This is a genomic window from Oryzophilus luti (assembly GCF_059726245.1).
The window spans coordinates 3,015,924-3,033,552 of record NZ_AP040874.1 but is presented as its reverse complement, the minus strand read 5'-3'; the positions used below and the strand labels follow the sequence as shown (position 1 = coordinate 3,033,552).

The following is a 17,629-nucleotide window of genomic DNA, read 5'->3' as shown; positions in this document are numbered from 1 at the left end:
GGTCGAATAGAAAGCAAACTAATAATTTTTCACATAGTAGTACTGCGGCTGATGCAATTAGGCGGGAAGGTGGTGGCAGAAGCAGTGCTCTCTCGGCAGGGAAAGCACCGGAGGAGGCGGCAGGCTCTAGAACTTCGTGCTGGGAGCGCTCCAGGCGACGGTGCCGCCCGTGGAGAGTTGCTGCCGCAACGCGCTCAGAAGAAAGCGCCGCCGCTGGCCGTTGAGCATGCCGCCGAAGGTGACCTGGCGGGTACCCATGGTGATCACGATCTGTTCCTGACGGTTGCGCGATGAGGAATAGTTGCCGCTTCCGAAGCCCAGGCCGATCTGCGCGGAGTTCAGTTGCGACCACTCCAGGCGGCGCGACCATCCGACCGGGCCAATCCCGGTAAAGATCGTGAGTGAGTTTCCGCGCAGTGTGAGCTGGACCTTTCCGGCGACCATCAGAAGGCACAAGCTGATGAGGACGATGCTGCCGATGAGGAACGGAATGCCAAACAGCGACATGCCGGGATTAAATTTTCCGGAGCGAAACTGCGTGCCATAGATGCCCGTCAGCGAACCGCCAGCCCACACGCAGGTGAACGGCACCAGAAACAGAGCGGCCCAGGAGCGCGTGCTGGCGCCCGCCCGGAAGCCGTCGGAGAGAGGCTCATACCACGTGCCTTGCGGCGGATTGGAAAGATCGGCATAGCCGGGGCCTTCGGGGCTGAGCAACTCGGCCAGGGAAAATGTTTTCCCGCAGCGACGGCACAGCGCGATGTCGGTGGAAACGTTCACGTCTTCCAGCGGAATGGTGGCGCTGCAGATCGGGCAGATTGGGGCCATAGGCGGCAGGATGCCACAGCCCGCCGGGAGGGTCAAAAGAAAGCCGTATGAAATCCTCGCGCATCACGCAGCAGCGCCAATTCACAGGAGATGTGCCTGTAGAATGAACGGCATGATCATTCTGGCATCGGGGTCTCCGCGGAGGGCGGAGTTGTTGCGCAACGCGGGAATCGCGTTTGAAGTGCAGGTGGCGGACATACCGGAAGAGCACCAGGCGGGCGAGCCGGCGGCGGAATACGTGCAGCGGCTGGCTCGCGGCAAAGCCATGAAGGTTCTGGCGCAGCGTCCGGGGGCACTTGTGCTGGGTGCGGACACCACAGTGGTACTGGATGAGTTCACAACTTCGCACGGCGAGTTGCCCGAAGGCGCGCGAGAGACTCTGCTGGAAAAGCCGAAGAATCCGGAAGATGCAAAACAGATGCTGCGGTTGTTGAGTGGACGCGAGCATCGCGTGTTGACTGGCGTTTGCCTGGCGTGGCATGAGGCGGATGAGCCGAAGTGCGATGTGCGCGTGGAGACCACGCTGGTGCGCTTTGCCGAACTGGCGGAGAGCGAGATCGACGAGTACGTGGCCAGCGGCGAGCCGATGGATAAGGCTGGAGCCTACGGCATCCAGGGCCGGGCCTCAAAGTTCGTGACCGGAGTAATTGGCTGCTATTTCAATGTGATGGGGTTGCCGGTGCAGAAGGTGTACCAGATGCTGGCCGGGCGCTGGCTGGTGATCTAAGAGAAGAGAAAGCCGAAAAAGCAAAAGGCCCCCGAAAACGGGGGCTTTCTTTGCGATGAACCACTTGAGGCCGTCGCCAGAAACTTAAGGCGATATCCCGGGACCGGTCACGGGTAGCGCTGGATGGCGCTCCGGCCGCGGGTACCGTATGCAAAAGCGCCTCGCAAGGGAGGCGCCGGGTGAATGCTTACTTCTTCTCGCCGTCCTTGGGTGCCGGTGTCTCCGAACCTTCCTTGACCGCAGTCTTGAAGTTCCGGATACCTTCGCCGAGACCCTTGCCCAGGTCAGCCAGCTTAGAGGGGCCGAAGATCAACAGGGCGATCACGAGAATCACCAACAGATGCATCGGCTGGAAAAGGCCTTCAAACATAATTCGCTCCGAGCGCCCGTCGGGTGACGTCCATGAAATGAACTCCTGCGAATGGGCGACAGAAACAGTCTAGGTCAGTGGGGCAAGCGGAGTCAAAGGAAGAACGCACACGAAAGTCGGGTTTTGATGCTGGCGGCGCAACGCACGGGGAGAGCGGCTCCGAAGCTCGGCAGAATGATGGAGTTACAAGGCGCCTTCCTCAGTAGAAGAGGAAAGCGCCCTTCCTAAATTAAAAAGATCAGGCCTGCAGCAGCAGCGCCAGCAGGGCGGCGCGGCGTGGCAGTTCGCGGGCGACGATGTATTCGCCAATGTTGTGCGCGTGGTCGCCCACCATGCCAAGACCGTCGAGCGTGGGGCGGCCAAGCGCGGCGGTAAAGTTGCCGTCGGAGGCTCCGCCCACGGCGGTCTGCTTCAGTTCAAAACCAAGCTGCTTTGCGCAGGCGGCGGCGTGCTTGTAGAGGGCGCTTCCGGCGGCGCTGCGCTCGAAGGGTGGGCGGTTCAATCCGCCGGTCAACTCAAGCTGGCAGCGGCGGTCGACCGGGCGCAGCGCGCGCAGACGGCGGTCAATGGCGCGGGCCTGTGTGGCGCTGACCACGCGCACGTCAAGCCGGGCTTCGGCCCACTCAGGCACCACGTTTACACGCGTGCCGCCGCTGACGATGCCCGCGTTGATGGTGAGGCCCTTTTCCGGAGACGAGAGCTGGCTAATGCGCGTGAGCTGCTGCGCCAGTTCGGTGATGGCGCTGGCACCGCGCGTGAAGTCCAGCCCCGCGTGCGAGGGAATGCCATGTACGCGCAGGGTATAGAGCGCGATGCCCTTGCGCGCGGTCTTGGCTGCGCCCTCTGCGCCTGCCGCGGGTTCCAGCACGCAGACCTTTGCCGCACTTTGCGCGGCGCGCTCCACGATGGGCCGCGAGTTGACGCTACCGATTTCTTCGTCCGGCGTGAGCAGCACGGTGACCGGCGCGGTGAAGCGGCCTTCAACGGCCAGAGCGCGCAGGGCAAAGATGGCCTGCACCAGGCCGCCCTTCATGTCGAAGACGCCGGGGCCGTAGAGCTTTCCGGCGCGTTCGCGCCAGGGCATCGTGGCCAGCGTGCCGCGGTCGTAGACGGTGTCAAGATGGCCGAGCAGCAGCGCGCGCGGGGCGCGGCTGGCGGGCGCAAAGATGAATTCCAGTGCATCACCGCAGCCGCTCTGTTTGTGGCGGCGTACGCGCGCGCCGAGGGCGGCGAAGTGCGGTGCCACCAGGGCGCCGAAGGCGTCCACGTCTGCCTTGGAGGTCGAGGGCGATTCGCACTCGACAAACTGGCGCAGCAGTTGCACCATTTCACCGCGCTGCGCGTGGAGCGTGCGCAGCAGGGACGCGCTGGAGACCGGAACTTTGTGCGTGGGTTTCATCGCAAGTAGAAAGCTACCGCAAACGGGCCGGGCGGGGCCAGCGGAGGCGCAGGCGGGGAGGAATCGACCCGCCACTCAAGTGTATAATTTTGGTTTCCCGCGAGATTTTCCATGAGTGAAGAAAAGAAGACATTACCTGAACAACCTGCGGCCGGTGGCATCACCGTACCGCTTGACGTGGTGGGCATCCAGCAGATTCTGCCGCACCGCTATCCGTTCCTGCTGATCGACCGCGTGATCGAGGTCGAGCGCATGAAGCGCATCGTGGCCATCAAGAACGTGACGGCCAACGAGCCGTTCTTCCAGGGACATTTCCCGGGCAACCCGGTGATGCCGGGCGTTCTGCTGGTGGAAGCCATGGCGCAGGCAGGCGGCACGCTGCTGCTGACCGAAATTCCCGAGCGCGACAAGATGCTGATGCTGTTTACCAGCATTGAGCGGGCCAAGTTCCGCCGCCCCGTGGTGCCCGGTGACCAGGTGCGCATCGAGGTCAACGTGATTGTGTGGCGCTACACGGCCACCAAGATGGCGTGCAAGGCGCTGGTGGATGGCAAGGTCGCGGCCGAGGCCGTGGTGAGCTGCCAAATTGTGCCGCGCGAGCGCGTAAAGTAGCGAGCCGAGACCATGAGCATTCATCCGCTGGCCGTGGTTGAGGCCGGAGCCAAGATTCCCGAAAGCTGCACCATCGGGCCGTTCTGTTATGTGGGCGCCGACGTGGAGATGGGCGAGCGTTGCCAGCTCATTTCGCACGTGGTGCTCAACGGGCCTACCACGCTCGGTGACGATAACTGCGTCTACCCGTTTGCCACGCTGGGCGTGGGGCCGCAGGATTTGACCTTCAAGGGCGAAAAGACCCGCCTGGAGATCGGCCAACGCAACCAGATCCGCGAGTACGTCACCATCCACCGCGGCACGCTGAAGGGCGTGGGCGTTACGCGGGTGGGCAGCGACTGCCTCATCATGGCCTATTCGCACATTGCGCACGACTGCCAGATCGGCGACCACGTCATCATGGCCAACGCCGCCACCCTGGCGGGCCACGTTACGGTGGAGGACTGGGCCACCGTGGGCGCGCTCTGCCCGGTGCACCAGTTTGTGAAGGTGGGCGCGCACAGCTACATCGGCGGCGGCACCACCATCACGCGTGACGTGCTGCCATTCAGCAAGACGAGCGCTTCGCGCGAAGTGGGAGCCTACGGCGCCAACGCCATCGGCCTCGAACGCCGTGGTTTCACGCCGGAACGCATCCGCAAGATCCAGCATGCCTTCCGCGTGCTGCTGGCGAGCAAGCTGAACACTTCGCAGGCGCTGGAGAAGCTGCGCAGCGAAGGCCCGCTGGGCGAGGACGTGGAGATGCTGGTGCGCTTCATCGAAACCAGCGAGCGCGGAGTCATCAAGTAGGCCCCCAGGAGCCCTAGAATGCTGGACCGCAAACAGGCAATTCGGGAGTTCAAGGAACGCAAGGTGGAGCGGGGCGTATTTGCCGTGCGTTGCTCCGTAAGCGGTGGCGCATGGGTTGGTTCCTCCCGCAACCTGGATGCAACGCGCAATCTGACGTTCTTTTCGCTGAAGGCGGGGAACCATCGTGCGGGCAGCCTGCAAACCGCCTGGAATACACATGGCGAGGCTGCCTTCAGCTATGAAGTCCTGGCCAAGCTGGAAGATGACGTTCACGAGTTGGAGCTGAACGATCGCCTGAAGGAAGCGAAAAACACCTGGGTGAGCCGCCTCTCCGCCGAGCCGCTCCTCTAGGACGATCCCCGGAAAGACGAAGGGCACACTATGCCGAAGCTTGGACTGATTGCCGGAAATGGAAAGTTCCCGCTGCTGGTGCTGGAAGCCGCGCGGGCACATGGATACGAAGTTGTCGTGGCGGCGATCAAGGAAGAGACGTTTCCGGAGATCGAAAAGCACGGCGCGGCCAGCGTGCACTGGCTCAGCCTGGGCGAGCTGTCAAAGCTGATTGAGACCTTCCAGAAGGAGGGCGTCAGCGAGGCGGTGATGGCCGGGCAGGTGAAGCACAAGCAGATCTTCAGCTCCATACGCCCGGACTGGCGGCTGGCCAAGCTGCTGCTCTCGCTGGGCACCCGCAACACGGATTCGCTGATTGGCGCGGTGGCCAAGGTGCTCGGCGATGAAGGCATCCACCTCATCAATTCCACGGCGCTGCTGGAGCCGCTGCTGGCGGGCGAAGGCGTGCTGACCGAGCGCGCGCCCACCGATCAGGAGATGACAAACATCACCTATGGACGGGCGGTGGCGCACCACGTGGCGCGCTTTGACATTGGCCAGACGGTGGTGATTGCCGAGGCGGCCTGCGTGGCCATTGAGGCCATGGAGGGCACCGACGCGGCCATTCTGCGCGCGGGCGAGCTGATGGCCAGCCTGAAGGGTGAAAGCGCCGTGCTGAGCCGGGCGCTGACCGTGGTGAAGGTCTCCAAGCCGAACCAGGACATGCGCTTTGACGTGCCGGTGGTGGGCATGCACACCATGGAGACAATGATCAAAGCGGGCGCAAGCTGCCTGGCGCTGGATGCCAACAAGTGCCTGATGCTCGACAAGGCGGCGATGCTGAAGGTGGCCAACGAGCACGGCATCACCATTGTGGCCGAGGAGCCGGCGGTACCGCATCACGCGGGGTAAGTTTGAGATCGAAATGCAAAAGGCCGCGACGAGTGTCGCGGCCTTTTGCATGTGAGTGAGTGCTTCCGCGTGGTCGCCAGCTGAGGACGATCAAGTCGGGGCAGCAGAAATTGTGTTCCAGATGCCAGACGGCGGCGAACGGTCTGCGACCGGCTCGCGCTAGCTGTCCTTGCGGTAGAGAAGGTTCTTCATCGCCTGGCGGCGGGCGGCGTCCAGGTCGCGGTTGCCGGATTCTTTGAAGGAATCGCCGCTGGCTTCGGCCTCGTCTTCGGTGCAGTCAGGGCAGCGGTTGGCAAAGCCGGGTTTGTTCGGGCGGAGCTCGAATTCCTCTCCGCAGACAACGCATTTTTTAATCGGATACAACGGCATAACGCTCTCTATTTTAGCTGAGAGCGGGGCGGAATTTCATGTGTCCGTGCAGCGGATTTCTGCGGCAGGTTCTTGGGTGGGAATAACGCGATGCGGAAAAAGGGCGTCGCATCCCAGGTTAGCCTCGCCAACCGCGCTCGGCGAACCTGGGGCACCCGATACACGGATCTCGGCGAATCCTTCGGCAAGTTCAGGACAGGCCTGGGGCACCCGACTGCGGTGCAATACGTGCGCGAGAAAGCCGATGCGCGATGGCGGGGCCGCTGGTAATCTGGTCTGTTCATACCCCAGCCGAGGAGGACGACCGTGGCTGTCGTTGCAGGAGTGGATCTTGGCGGTACCGCCGTTAATTACACATTCATCACGGAAGACGAGAAGTTTCTGATCGAGGGGCTGTGCGAGTATCCGGCGCGCGCCAAGGAAGGGCCGGAGATTTGCCTGCAGCAGATTGCCGACGGCCTGAAGGTCGCAGCCGACCGCGCCGGCGTCAAGGTGGAAGATGTGGTCGCCGTCGGGCTGGACACGCCCGGACCGGCCAGCGCCTCGGGCCAGTTGAGCACCAAGGGATCGACCAACTTTGTGCATCCGGGCTGGGCGGGCTTTGACATTCGCGAAGGTCTGGCGAAGAAGCTGTGCAAGCCGGTCACCTACCTGAACGACGCGAACGCGGCGGCCCTGTGGGGGCATTATTCGATCTTTGGCGCGTGCAATAAGCAGACCTCGATTTCGATCGTGGTGGGCACGGGCAATGGCGGCGGCGTCATCGTCGATGGCCAGGTGGTGAAGGGCAAGAACGGATTTGGCGGCGAGCTGGGGCACGCGCTGGTGCCATATCAGGCGATTGCCGGCATTGAAGGGCTGGTGCCCAAGTGCAACTGCGGACGCATTGGCGATCTGGAGTCGCTCTGCTCGCTGACGGCGATTGAGAAGAGCCTGCTGCCGTATTTCCTGAAGCAGTATCCGGGGCACGAACTGGGCAAGCTGGACGCGCACACGGCGGCGAAGGCCGTGCGCGGGCTGGCCGACAAGGGCGACCCGATGTGCCGCGAAATTTTCCGCGTGGAGGCGCACGCGCTGGGCCTGTTCTTTGACGGCATGATCAACACCTTCGACCCGGATGCGCTCATCGTCGGCGGAGGCGTGCTGGAGGCGTCGAAGGCCTTGCAGGATTGGTTCATCGACGAGGTTCGCAAGGCGATGCCTCCGCAGCGCGACGAGCAGAAGGACCTGCCGATTTACGTGATGCCCAACGGCGATACGGCGGGCGCGCGCGGCGCGGCTATTGAAGCTCTGTCGCTGGCCAAGCAAAGCGGCCTGGCAAAGTAGCGGCAGCATATTGTGAGTGATGCGCAAGGGAGGCTGCGGCCTCCCTTGCGTTTTGCGCGCCGCAGCGGAAGCGTGCGGCATGGGCGGTCATCTGCGAGAATAGAAACGTGAACAACGAACAGGTTTTGCGCGTGGCGGTGGTGGGCGTCGGCTCCTTCGGGCGCAATCACGCCAGAATTTTCCGTGAACTTTCAGGCGAACAGCCGCTGGAACTGGCGGCGGTCGTCGATGGAGACCCGGCGCGGGCAGCCGCGGCTGCGGCCGAATTCGGCACGCGTGGATACACCTCGGTGGACGCGCTGCTGGCGGCGGAGAAGCTCGACGCCTGCGTGGTGGCCGTGCCGACGGTGGGGCACCTGACGGTGGCCCGTCAGCTCATGCAGGCCGGCGTTGACGTGATGATCGAGAAGCCACTGGCGGTGAACCTGGCGCAGGCCGATGAACTGATGGCGCTGGCGCAGGAGCATGGCCGCGTGGCGCAGGTCGGGCACTTGGAGCGCTTCAACCCGGCGGTGCGCGCGGTGCTGCCGCTTATCACCACGCCCATGTTTTTTGAGGTGCACCGGCTCAGCGTTTTCACTCCGCGTTCGCTTGACGTGGACGTGGTGCTGGATCTGATGATCCACGATCTTGACGTGGTGCTGAAGCTGGCCAAGAGCCCGGTGCGCACGCTGCATGCGGCAGGGCTGCCGGTGCTTTCGCACAAGGTGGATATCGCCAATGTGCGGATTGAGTTCGAGAGCGGCTGCATTGCCAACTTCACGGCCAGCCGCGTCAGCACGGAGAAGGTGCGCAAACTGCGTTTCTTCCAGCCCTACCAGTACGTTTCGGTGGACTACTCGCGGCGCGACGTGTTTTCGCTGACGGTGCGTCCGACCGACGGCCCTGTGCCGGAGATCTTCCCGGCCAAGCCCTCGGTGGTGCAGGAAGAACCTTTGAAGAGCGAGCTGAAGAGCTTTGTGAACGCCGTGCGCACGCGCTCCACGCCGGAAGTGACGCTGCAGGATGGTCGCAATGCGCTGGAACTGGCCCTGGAGATTCAGCAGCAGATGGCCGAGCACGCCGAGCGAGCGCACCTGGCGGACTTGATGAAACAGGTTCCGCCGCTGCCGCGCTAGAGGCGCTTACAAAGCTTTACATTTGTGGCGCAAGATGCCAGTGGAAGCCCGCAGACTTTCGCGCGCGAAACGCGTCTAATAGACCATAGGCAAAACATGCGGCTCCGGGCACCTGAGTGCCATGACATACATCGGAGCGGGCAGAGAGACTGTAAGAGAGCAAGAGAACTCAGGCAGGGCGGGCGGTGATTGCGTTCGCGGAACCTGCTGATCACCGTGACCCTGATGGACGAAGCTGAAATCCAGAGATCGAACCGGAACGGCGCAAGGCCGTTGCCGAGCGCTGCCGACGAGCGGGCGGAGTTTGAACCCGTGATGGTGCTGCAGCTTCGCGATGACCTGTCGCGCTCGCGTATGCGCGAGGCCTTCTGGATTTCACTGGTGGTGCACCTGGTCGCCATCATCGTCATTGCACTCTCTCCCAAGTGGATGCCCAGGGGCGTGCCGGTGCGTTTGCGCTCGGCCGAGCAGTTGCTGGCGGACAAGAACCTGACCTACACGGAGATGCCGAAGGACAATCAAACGGCTCCGAAGGAAGTGCCCAACGCCAAGCATCTCTCCGACAAGAACCGCATTGCCATGACCAAAACGCCGGAGCTGGACAAGAAGACGCTCGAAGACCTGCGGGACACGCATCGTCCGGGCGCTCCCGGCATGCAGGCTCCGCAGGGCATGTCGCAGCAGCCGCAGGCGGCACAGGCACCCGCGCCGCAGGGCGGCCAGGGGCAGCGTGGCGGCGGACAGCCGCAGGCTCCGACTCCGCAGCAGAATCCGATGCTGGCCATGAACACGCAGCAGCGTCCGAACCCGTTTGCCACCTCCGGCAGCGTCGGCTCCATGATCAACCAGGCGGCGCGCAACAGCATCCATGCGGGCAGCCGCGTGGGCGGCGGCGGAGATTACGGTCTTGGCGCTACGCCGGGCTCGGGACGCGTGCGCGGCAACCTTGAGGTGCTCAGCGACACACAGGGCGTCGACTTTGGGCCCTACCTTGAGCGCGTGGTGCACACCGTCCGCCAGAACTGGTACACGCTGATTCCGGAAGAGGCGCGTCCGCCGCTGCTCAAGCGCGGCAAGGTCGCCATCGAATTCGCCATTACGCCCGAGGGCAAGGTGGTGGGGCTGCGCTACGCGGGCTACTCAGGCGACGTGCCGCTGGACCGCGCGGCCTATGGCAGCATTACCGCCTCCAACCCGTTTTCGCCGCTGCCGCACGAATTTCACGGGCCGTACCTCGCGCTGCGCTTCTACTTCTTCTACAACCCGGAGAAGGGCGAACTCGAGTAGCTTCGGCGCGACCGCATTTCTTCCCTCGTTGCCGCCCCTTCCACACGCGTGCAGGCTGTATCATCTCTGCCGTGGACCCAAAGACCAAATGGCAACAGCAGGCTCCGCGGACGCTGGGCATGCTCCTGATTGCGGCGCTGATTGTGCTGCTGACGCTCGCGCGTTATTGGCGCGGCGCGCACTGGGGGCTGCGATGAGCGCGCTGAAGCCGCTGATTGCGCTGGTGGGCCCGACCGCAAGCGGCAAAACGGCGCTGGCCGTCTCGCTGGCGCGCCACTTCGACGGCGAGATTGTCAGTTGCGACTCGGTCGCCGTTTACCGCGAAATTGAGATTGGCACGGCCAAGCCTTCGGCGGAACAGCGCGTGGCGGCGCCGCACCACCTGCTCGACGTGGCGGCTCCGGACGAGGAGTTTACTGCCGGCGAGTATGCGCGGCAGGCGCGAGCGGCCATTGCGGAGATCAGCGCGCGCGAGCATCTGCCCATCATCGCCGGGGGCACCGGGTTGTATCTGCGGGCGACGATTGAAGGCCTGTTCTCGGGGCCGGAGCGCTCGGAGGAGTTGCGCGAGCGCTTGCGGGCCGCCAGCGCAAAACATGGCACCGGGCATCTGCACAAAATTCTGACGCGACTCGACCCACAGGCGGCCGGGCGCATCCACGCCAATGATGAGGCGAAGATCATCCGCGCCGTGGAAGTGAGCCTGGCGGCGCGGAAGCCGATGAGCGAGCTGTGGCAGCAGGGACGCGACCAGCTTGAAGGTTATCGCGTGCTCAAGCTGGGTCTGAACCCGCCGCGCGAGGCGCTCTACGAACGGATCAACCAGCGCGCGCAGGCGATGTTCGAGCACGGGCTGGTGGAGGAGACCGAAGCGCTGCTGGCGAAATATGGTGCGCGGGCCGTGGCGCCGCTGAAGTCGCTGGGCTACCGGCAGGCCGCGCAGTTGCTGGCTGGCGAGCTGACGCGCGAGCAGGCAATTGCCGCGGCCCAGCAGGGCCACCGCAACTTTGCCAAGCGCCAACTGACGTGGTTCCGGCGTGAAGAAGGGCTGGCGTGGCTCGAAGGTTTCGGTGACGACGCGGCCATTGAGCGCGAGGCCGTGCGCCGTGTGATGCGCTTCACGCTGTCCGAATAGGAAACACCGCGCGGCCGCTCCGGCAGCGAAGCATTTATTGATGGCTCCGGTTCTGGTATCGTCGGCGCATGCGTGCCCCAAGAAGAATCCTGGTTTCCCTGCTGTTGGTTTCTCTGTCGTTGACCGTGTTCAGTTCGCTGGCTTCGGCGCAGGCGGCGCCGCTCAAGCTCGACCCGGAGGGCGAGCGCTGGGCCAACGACACGTTGAAGCGCCTGTCGCTCGAAGAGAAGATCGGGCAGATGCTGATGGTGTGGGCGCGGGCTGAGTTCCTGAACGTGAACGGCCCTGAGTATCAGCGCCTGCGCGAGTGGCAGAAGACCTACCACCTGGGCGGCTGGGGGCTGACCGTGCCGGTGGAGGGCGCGTACCTGAACCGCACGCAGCCGTTCGAGGCCGCGGCGTTGACCAACCAGTTGCAGCGCGATAGCGACCTGCCGCTGCTGTTTGCCGCCGACTTCGAGCGCGGGTTGTCGATGCGGCTGAGCGGCGTCACCGTATTCCCGCACGCCATGGCCTTTGGCGCGGCGGGCAAGAAGCAACTGGCTTACGACTTCGGACGCATCACGGCCATGGAGTCGCGCGCCATCGGTGTGCAGTGGAACTTCTTCCCCGACGCCGACGTCAACTCGAACCCGGCGAACCCGATCATCAATACCCGTTCGTTCAGCGAAGATCCGCAGCAGGTCTCCGAAATGGTTGAGGCCTACATTGCGGGCGCGCATGCCGGCGGCATGATGACGACGGCCAAGCATTTCCCCGGCCACGGCGATACGGATTCCGACACGCACCTTTCGGCGGCGCGCGTGAACGGCGACCGCGCGCGTCTGGAGAAGATTGAGCTGGTTCCGTTCCGCGCGGCCATCGCCGCCGGGGTGGATTCGGTGATGATCTCGCACGTGACGGCCCCGGCGCTCGATCCGGACCCCGAGCATGTTTCCACCATTTCGCCGGCGATTGTGACCGGCGTGCTGCGCAATGAGCTGGGCTTCAAGGGCATTGCCGTTACGGACGCGATGGACATGAACGGCGTGACGCGGCTTTACCACGGCACCCCGGCGCAGGTGAGCGCGCAGTCAACGGTAGCGGCGGTGAAGGCGGGCGAGGACCTGATCATCATTCCGTCGGACCTCGACGGTGCCTACAACGGCCTGCTGGCGGCGGTGCGCAGCGGAGAGATACCGGAGAGCCGCATTGACGAGAGCGTGCTGAAGCTGCTGCGGGCGAAGGCCTCGCTGGGCCTGCACAAGAACCGCCTGGTGGATTTGAATGCCCTGCCCGAGTTGATTCTGAAGCCGGAGAGCGTGGCGGTGGCGCACGAGGTTGCCGATGACGCGGTGACGCTTGTACGCAACAACCAGCAGATTCTTCCGCTGAAGCCCTCGACGGCGGGAACCGTGGCGCGCACGCTTACGTATACCGCTGAGAAGGACAAGCCGGGCGAGAAGCTGCTGCTGGCGGTTTTTGTCGACGACATCCGCAGCGAGTATGGCAGGCAGTTCGCGCGTGAGGTTCGGCGGCGCGTGCCGGACGCGAACGTGGTGTTCATCGACGAGGCGAATGCAGAGTTTCTGAACAGCCAAGTGGTGAAGGCGGCAAAGAAGGCGGAGCGGGTGGTGGCGGCCGTCTACGTTACGCCGAGCGCCGGGCGCACGGTGGATGGGAAGAAAAAAGGTTCACTCGACCTGGGCAAAGGGCCGGGCGACGTGCTGAAGGGCGTGCTCAAGAACGCAGCGCGCAAGACGGTGGTGATCGCCTTCGGCAGTCCGTACCTGGCGCAGGTTTACCCGGAGACGCAGACGTACCTGTGCACGTTCTCCAACGCGCCGGTCTCGGAATTGAGTGCGGTGAAGGCAATCTTTGGAGAGGACCCGATTACGGGACACCTTCCGGTCACCATTCCTGGCGTGGCGGAGCGCGGAGCGGGGCTGGAGCTGAAACACTAGCCGGAAGCTGAGGGGCTTCCGCAGACGCGGCGGGCAGGCCGCGGGAGAGATGACGATGAAGGCAACGAAACTCTGGGTTGCGCTGGCGGCAACAGCCTTGATGCTGGTGGCGGCTTCGTGCGTGAAGGTGGAGAAGAACGGCGACAACGGCGAGAAGAAGGTCGAGGTCAGCACGCCGTTCGGCGGCCTGAAGGTGAACGAGCAGGTGGACCCGAAGGATCTCGGCATGGCGGTCTATCCGGGCTCCACGCCGGTGCCAAAGGAAGGCAAGGGTGACAGCCACGCCGATGTCTCGATGGGCTTCGGCGGCTTTGGCATGAAGGTTGTCACGCTGAAATACACCAGCAACGACGCGCCGGCCAAGCTGGCGGACTTCTACCGCGACCAGCTCAAGGCCTACGGCAAGGTGATTGAGTGCCACGGCGAAAAGAGCGACAACGAGAACATCAACAAGGGCGATCAGGTGGACCAGCCAGTCTTCTGCGAGTCAAACGACCCGAACAGCCCGATTCTGGTGTTGAAGGTGGGCAAGCGCGGCAACCAGCATCTGGCCAAGATTGAGCCGGAGGGCAAGGGGACGAAGTTCACGCTGCTCTACCTGAAGCTGAAGATGAAGGACGACGAGAAGAAAGACGCCGTGTAGCGATTGCTGTGTCCACACGGAGCGCGGCTGCGGCCGCGCTTCCTTTTTGCGCGGAAGCCGGAGGCTGACCGGCGTGCCTTGTGACTTGCGCGGGGACTGCGCGGGCTGCTACCGTCGAGGCATGGAGCACGCCTGTCCAAGCTGCGGGAAGATGGTTGAGGACGGCACGCCGTTCTGCGAATGCGGCGAGCCACAGATTCACGTCAGCGTTCCTTCGCCGTATGAGCCCGCTCCGGGCGCCGCGGAGCCGCAGCCCGAGGGGCAGCGCCCGAGTCCGGCGGTCGATCTTTCCGAGTTCAACCTGACGCGCACGGGTGGCGTGGTCTGGAGCAAGGCGTGGATGTCCGCCGCCATGGGTGGCGTGCTGGCCTTCTTCCTGTTCCGCATTGCGCCCGTTCCGGCCTTCCTGCTGCTGTGCATGGTGGCTGGAGGAGGCGTGGCCGTCACGCTCTATCGCCGCCGGGTGCACGCGCCGTTCCTTTCCACGGGACAGGGCTTCCGCATTGGCGCGGTGGCCGGACTGTTCAGCTTCGCAGTCATGGGCGTGGAGGCCCTGGTGGCCTTCATGGCGCAGCCGAAAGGCTCGCTATCCAAGACCATGCAGCAGACGCTGCAACAGGCGGCGCAGCAGTCTTCCGCCAGCGCCGACCCCGCGGCGCAGCAGAAGATGCAGGAGATCATCAAGATGGCGGGCACGCCGGACGGCGCGGCCGCGCTGCTTGGGTTGACGTTGCTGCTGATGTTCATCCTGTTCGTGGTGTTGAGCGGGGCGGGCGGCGCATTGAGCGCGCGCCTGTTCGGCGGTTCGCAATCCCGGCACTAATTCGCGTTTTCCCCGGTATTTTAGCCACCCGGCGCGGGGCAGTTGCCCGCGGACGCCGGGCCAGCGTATCTTTAAAGAGCTATGAACGTCATTTCGCGTCCTCCACACCTGCGTGAAAAGGGCCAGCTGATGTCGGCCTCGGAAATCGAGCGCACGCTGGTTCGACTCGCGCATGAAATCGTCGAGAAGAACAACGGCACGGCCAACCTGGGTCTGATCGGCATTCGCCGCCGGGGAATCCCCTTGGCGCAGCGGCTGGCCAAGCACATCGAGCGCATTGAGAAGTCTCCGGTGCCGGTGGGTACGCTGGACATCACGCTCTATCGCGATGACCTCTCCACCGTGGGTCCCAAGCCGGTGGTGGAGCCCCGCCCGATCGAGTTCAACATCACGGGCAAAGACATTGTCCTGTGCGATGACGTGCTCTACACCGGACGCACCGTGCGTGCCGCGCTCGACGCCCTGTTCGATCAGGGCCGCCCGCGCCGCGTGCAGTTGCTGGTGTTGATCGACCGCGGACACCGCGAGCTGCCCATTGAGGCCAGCTTTGTGGGCCGCCGCGTGCAGACCAGCGACCTTGAGATCATCGAGGTCAAGTTCCAGGAGACCGACCAGTTGGAGAAGGTGCTCCTGGTGGAACGCACGCCGGACGAAGAACAGCCCGCGCAGTAAACAGGATTTTGCAGTAACGGTTTGCGACGGAACCTGCCGCCTCCGGGCGGCAGCTTTCCCGACCGGACCGGGCCGGACCACGGCCGGGATGAAAAACATGATGACTGGTAAGGCCCGCTCTCTGCTGGGGATTGAACCTTTGAATCCGCGGCAGATCATGGACTTCCTGAAGTTGGCAAGGACCATGAATCCTTCGCGTCCACGCACCACGTTGCGCGGACGCCGCATTGCCCTCCTTTTTTACGAAAACTCCACCCGCACCCGCAGCAGTTTTGAAATCGCCGCCAAGTCGCTGGGCGCTACCACTATCGTCATCCACACCGTCTCCACCAGCGTGGAGAAGGGCGAATCGCTGAAGGACACTGGCCTGACGCTGCGCTCGATTGTGGACGCCATCGTGGTGCGGCATCCATCGTCAGGCGCGCCCAACCTGCTGGAGCGCGTTTTGGGCATTCCCATCATCAACGCCGGTGACGGCATGCACGAGCATCCCTCTCAGGGCCTGCTCGATGCGTTCACCATCCTCCAGCACAAGAAATCGCTGAAGGGGCTGAAGATCGTCACCATCGGCGACATCTTCCACAGCCGCGTGGCGCGCAGTGACGCGCACTTGTTCACCAAGCTGGGCGCGCAGGTCGTCTTCTGCGGGCCGGAGGTGCTGCTGCCGGAGACCGCCGCGCAGCTTGCGCCGGGCGTCACCATTGAGCGCGACATGGACGTGGCGCTGAAGGGCGCCGACGTGGTGATGATGCTTCGCGTGCAGCAGGAGCGGCTCTCCGGGTTGCAGATTCTCATTGATGAATACGTCCGCCGCTACCAGTTGACCGCGCAGCGGTTGAAGCTGGCCAAAAAGGACGCCATCGTGATGCATCCGGGGCCGATGATCCGCGGCATGGAGATGACCGACGACGTGGCCGACTGCGGCCAGAGCGTGGTGCTGGAGCAGGTGCTCAACGGGGTGAAGGTGCGCATGGCCATCCTGGAGTCACTGCTGGGGAGGCGCAAATGACGCACACACCGAGCATTCTCATCAAGGGCGGCAAGCTCATCGATCCGGCGCAGAACATCGAGGGCAACTTCGATCTGCTGCTGCGCGATGGCAAAGTCGCCGAGGTTGCTGCACCGGGCGCCGTCAAAGGCCCCGCCGAGCAGACGATCAACGCCAAGGGCCTGATTGTTGCGCCCGGATTGATTGACCTGCACACTCATCTGCGCGAGCCGGGCAAGGCCTACAAGGAAACCATTGCGACCGGAACGGCTGCGGCCGCGGCCGGTGGTTTCACTTCGGTCTGCGCCATGCCGAACACTACGCCGGTGAATGATTCGCCGGCCATTACGCGCTGGATGCAGGACCCCGAGCGCGGCGCAGTGGTGAACGTGTTCCCCATCGCAGCGGCCACCATTGCCAGCGCGGGCGAACGCATTCCCGACTATCGCAGCCTGCAGGAAGCGGGAGCGGTTGCCGTCAGCGATGACGGACGCCCGATTCTGGATGACCACGTCATGCGGCAGGCGCTGGTGACGGCGCATCGGCTGGGCATGGTGGTGATTCAGCACGCGGAGGACACGCGCCTGAGCCACAACAACCCGATGCATGAAGGCGTCATGTCCTTCCGGCTCGGCATGCGCGGGCAGTCGGCGGAGAGCGAGTGGCGGCTGGTGGAGCGCGACATACGGCTGGCGGCTGCAACCGAGGCGCGCCTGCATGTGGCGCACATCTCCACGGCCAAGGCCATGGAATTGGTGCAGTACGGCAAGCAGAGCGGCGTGCAGGTTACCGCCGAGGTTTGTCCGCACCACTTCCTGTTCACCGACGAAGACTGCGCCAGCTACGATCCACGCTACAAGATGAATCCGCCGCTGCGCACCGCGGAAGACCGGGCGGCGCTGCGCAAGGCCGTGGCCGATGGCTCGCTCGATGTGATTGCCACCGACCATGCGCCGCACGCGCTGTTCGAGAAGGAAGTCGAGTTCGACAAGGCGGCCTTCGGCATCACCGGGCTGGAAGTGGCGCTGGCGGCCACGCTGACGCTCTTCCATCACGAGGCCAAGGTGCCGCTGGCAAGGCTGATCGCCATGCTCTCCACCAACCCGGCAAGAATCGCGAACCTTGCGGGACGCGGCACGCTGAAGGCCGGCTCGGCGGCGGACGTGACGCTCATCGACGTGAAGAAGAAGTGGACCTACGACGTGACCAAGACGAAGTCGAAGGCGCGCAACTGCCCCTACGGCGGCATGAACTTCATCGGCGCGCCGGTGGCGACCATCGTCGGCGGCCACGTGGTGGAAAACAACCTGTAGCCATTCCTAACGGGCCTGCCGAGGCTGTAATCTAAAGGCAGGCCC

Annotated in this window: 19 protein-coding genes; 15 read left to right on the top strand and 4 right to left on the bottom strand. The window is 63.9% G+C overall.

The features are described from left to right. Window positions 1-126: 126 nt before the first annotated feature. Window positions 127-828 carry a hypothetical protein gene (locus tag AC6IZO_RS12830; protein WP_497805220.1) on the bottom strand — a complete coding sequence of 234 codons (702 nt, stop codon included), beginning with the start codon at window positions 826-828 and terminating at the stop codon, window positions 127-129. Window positions 829-931: 103 nt separating this feature from the next. Between AC6IZO_RS12830 and AC6IZO_RS12825 the strand changes: the two genes are divergently transcribed. After that, entirely contained in the window at window positions 932-1,555 is a 624-nt protein-coding gene (locus tag AC6IZO_RS12825) for a Maf family protein (protein WP_497805218.1), read from the top strand. Between the two features lie 187 nt (window positions 1,556-1,742). Here the strand turns inward: AC6IZO_RS12825 and tatA are convergent, their stop codons facing one another. Both tatA and AC6IZO_RS12815 read right to left on the bottom strand, forming a co-directional pair. Further along, window positions 1,743-1,925 (bottom strand): twin-arginine translocase TatA/TatE family subunit, encoded by a 183-nt coding sequence (gene tatA / locus AC6IZO_RS12820; protein WP_497805216.1) that lies wholly within the window; start codon window positions 1,923-1,925, stop codon window positions 1,743-1,745. Between the two features lie 238 nt (window positions 1,926-2,163). Continuing rightward, entirely contained in the window at window positions 2,164-3,324 is a 1,161-nt protein-coding gene (locus AC6IZO_RS12815; RefSeq protein ID WP_497805214.1) for a M20 family metallopeptidase, read from the bottom strand. A gap of 111 nt (window positions 3,325-3,435) precedes the next feature. Here AC6IZO_RS12815 and fabZ point away from each other — a divergent pair, with 111 nt between their 5' ends. From fabZ to AC6IZO_RS12795, 4 genes are read left to right on the top strand one after another with little or no spacing between them, the layout of a single operon-like run. Further along, complete coding sequence (fabZ, locus tag AC6IZO_RS12810) at window positions 3,436-3,936, top strand: 3-hydroxyacyl-ACP dehydratase FabZ (protein WP_497805212.1); 501 nt, start codon at window positions 3,436-3,438, stop codon at window positions 3,934-3,936. A 12-nt stretch (window positions 3,937-3,948) separates the two neighbouring features. After that, window positions 3,949-4,725, top strand: a complete 777-nt coding sequence (gene lpxA, locus AC6IZO_RS12805) for an acyl-ACP--UDP-N-acetylglucosamine O-acyltransferase (protein ID WP_497805210.1) — start codon at window positions 3,949-3,951, stop codon at window positions 4,723-4,725. Window positions 4,726-4,743: 18 nt separating this feature from the next. Continuing rightward, window positions 4,744-5,076 (top strand): GIY-YIG nuclease family protein, encoded by a 333-nt coding sequence (locus tag AC6IZO_RS12800; protein ID WP_497805208.1) that lies wholly within the window; start codon window positions 4,744-4,746, stop codon window positions 5,074-5,076. A gap of 30 nt (window positions 5,077-5,106) precedes the next feature. Further along, complete coding sequence (locus AC6IZO_RS12795; RefSeq protein ID WP_497805206.1) at window positions 5,107-5,967, top strand: LpxI family protein; 861 nt, start codon at window positions 5,107-5,109, stop codon at window positions 5,965-5,967. A gap of 159 nt (window positions 5,968-6,126) precedes the next feature. On the opposite strand, the gene AC6IZO_RS12790 is transcribed toward AC6IZO_RS12795, so the two are convergent. Continuing rightward, entirely contained in the window at window positions 6,127-6,336 is a 210-nt protein-coding gene (locus AC6IZO_RS12790; protein ID WP_497805204.1) for a hypothetical protein, read from the bottom strand. Between the two features lie 306 nt (window positions 6,337-6,642). On the opposite strand from AC6IZO_RS12790, the gene AC6IZO_RS12785 reads away from it, so the two are divergent. From AC6IZO_RS12785 to AC6IZO_RS12740, 10 genes are all read left to right on the top strand, one after another. After that, window positions 6,643-7,662, top strand: coding sequence for an ROK family protein (locus AC6IZO_RS12785; protein WP_497805202.1), 1,020 nt, complete (start codon window positions 6,643-6,645; stop codon window positions 7,660-7,662). Between the two features lie 107 nt (window positions 7,663-7,769). Further along, the gene (locus AC6IZO_RS12780; protein WP_497805200.1) at window positions 7,770-8,780 is read left to right on the top strand and encodes a Gfo/Idh/MocA family protein; all 1,011 of its coding nucleotides are present in this window, start codon (window positions 7,770-7,772) and stop codon (window positions 8,778-8,780) included. 189 nt (window positions 8,781-8,969) lie between these two features. Further along, the gene (locus AC6IZO_RS12775) at window positions 8,970-10,067 is read left to right on the top strand and encodes a TonB C-terminal domain-containing protein (protein ID WP_497805198.1); all 1,098 of its coding nucleotides are present in this window, start codon (window positions 8,970-8,972) and stop codon (window positions 10,065-10,067) included. A 193-nt stretch (window positions 10,068-10,260) separates the two neighbouring features. Next, on the top strand, window positions 10,261-11,202 hold the full coding sequence (gene miaA / locus AC6IZO_RS12770) for a tRNA (adenosine(37)-N6)-dimethylallyltransferase MiaA (RefSeq protein ID WP_497805196.1): 942 nt from the start codon (window positions 10,261-10,263) through the stop codon (window positions 11,200-11,202). A gap of 125 nt (window positions 11,203-11,327) precedes the next feature. Further along, the gene (locus AC6IZO_RS12765; protein WP_497809960.1) at window positions 11,328-13,145 is read left to right on the top strand and encodes a glycoside hydrolase family 3 protein; all 1,818 of its coding nucleotides are present in this window, start codon (window positions 11,328-11,330) and stop codon (window positions 13,143-13,145) included. A gap of 55 nt (window positions 13,146-13,200) precedes the next feature. After that, a complete protein-coding gene (locus tag AC6IZO_RS12760; protein ID WP_497805194.1) occupies window positions 13,201-13,788 on the top strand; it encodes a hypothetical protein in 588 nt (195 codons plus the stop codon). A 121-nt stretch (window positions 13,789-13,909) separates the two neighbouring features. Then, window positions 13,910-14,611 carry a hypothetical protein gene (locus tag AC6IZO_RS12755; protein WP_497805192.1) on the top strand — a complete coding sequence of 234 codons (702 nt, stop codon included), beginning with the start codon at window positions 13,910-13,912 and terminating at the stop codon, window positions 14,609-14,611. An 81-nt stretch (window positions 14,612-14,692) separates the two neighbouring features. Continuing rightward, complete coding sequence (pyrR, locus tag AC6IZO_RS12750) at window positions 14,693-15,283, top strand: bifunctional pyr operon transcriptional regulator/uracil phosphoribosyltransferase PyrR (RefSeq protein WP_497805190.1); 591 nt, start codon at window positions 14,693-14,695, stop codon at window positions 15,281-15,283. Between the two features lie 97 nt (window positions 15,284-15,380). Next, window positions 15,381-16,292 carry an aspartate carbamoyltransferase catalytic subunit gene (locus AC6IZO_RS12745; RefSeq protein ID WP_497805188.1) on the top strand — a complete coding sequence of 304 codons (912 nt, stop codon included), beginning with the start codon at window positions 15,381-15,383 and terminating at the stop codon, window positions 16,290-16,292. Beyond that, on the top strand, window positions 16,289-17,584 hold the full coding sequence (locus AC6IZO_RS12740) for a dihydroorotase (RefSeq protein WP_497805186.1): 1,296 nt from the start codon (window positions 16,289-16,291) through the stop codon (window positions 17,582-17,584). The genes AC6IZO_RS12745 and AC6IZO_RS12740 overlap by 4 nt, the downstream gene beginning before the upstream one ends. The last annotated feature ends 45 nt before the right edge of the window (window positions 17,585-17,629 follow it).

Coding starts and splice junctions, on each gene's coding strand:
- AC6IZO_RS12795 (WP_497805206.1), top strand. CDS start 5,107: ATGCCGAAGCTTGGACTGATTGCCGGAAATGGAAAGTTCCCGCTGCTG.
- miaA (WP_497805196.1), top strand. CDS start 10,261: ATGAGCGCGCTGAAGCCGCTGATTGCGCTGGTGGGCCCGACCGCAAGC.
- lpxA (WP_497805210.1), top strand. CDS start 3,949: ATGAGCATTCATCCGCTGGCCGTGGTTGAGGCCGGAGCCAAGATTCCC.
- AC6IZO_RS12740 (WP_497805186.1), top strand. CDS start 16,289: ATGACGCACACACCGAGCATTCTCATCAAGGGCGGCAAGCTCATCGAT.
- AC6IZO_RS12800 (WP_497805208.1), top strand. CDS start 4,744: ATGCTGGACCGCAAACAGGCAATTCGGGAGTTCAAGGAACGCAAGGTG.
- tatA (WP_497805216.1), bottom strand. CDS start 1,925: ATGTTTGAAGGCCTTTTCCAGCCGATGCATCTGTTGGTGATTCTCGTG.
- AC6IZO_RS12815 (WP_497805214.1), bottom strand. CDS start 3,324: ATGAAACCCACGCACAAAGTTCCGGTCTCCAGCGCGTCCCTGCTGCGC.
- AC6IZO_RS12825 (WP_497805218.1), top strand. CDS start 932: ATGAACGGCATGATCATTCTGGCATCGGGGTCTCCGCGGAGGGCGGAG.
- fabZ (WP_497805212.1), top strand. CDS start 3,436: ATGAGTGAAGAAAAGAAGACATTACCTGAACAACCTGCGGCCGGTGGC.
- AC6IZO_RS12745 (WP_497805188.1), top strand. CDS start 15,381: ATGATGACTGGTAAGGCCCGCTCTCTGCTGGGGATTGAACCTTTGAAT.
- AC6IZO_RS12790 (WP_497805204.1), bottom strand. CDS start 6,336: ATGCCGTTGTATCCGATTAAAAAATGCGTTGTCTGCGGAGAGGAATTC.
- pyrR (WP_497805190.1), top strand. CDS start 14,693: ATGAACGTCATTTCGCGTCCTCCACACCTGCGTGAAAAGGGCCAGCTG.
- AC6IZO_RS12755 (WP_497805192.1), top strand. CDS start 13,910: ATGGAGCACGCCTGTCCAAGCTGCGGGAAGATGGTTGAGGACGGCACG.
- AC6IZO_RS12830 (WP_497805220.1), bottom strand. CDS start 828: ATGGCCCCAATCTGCCCGATCTGCAGCGCCACCATTCCGCTGGAAGAC.
- AC6IZO_RS12760 (WP_497805194.1), top strand. CDS start 13,201: ATGAAGGCAACGAAACTCTGGGTTGCGCTGGCGGCAACAGCCTTGATG.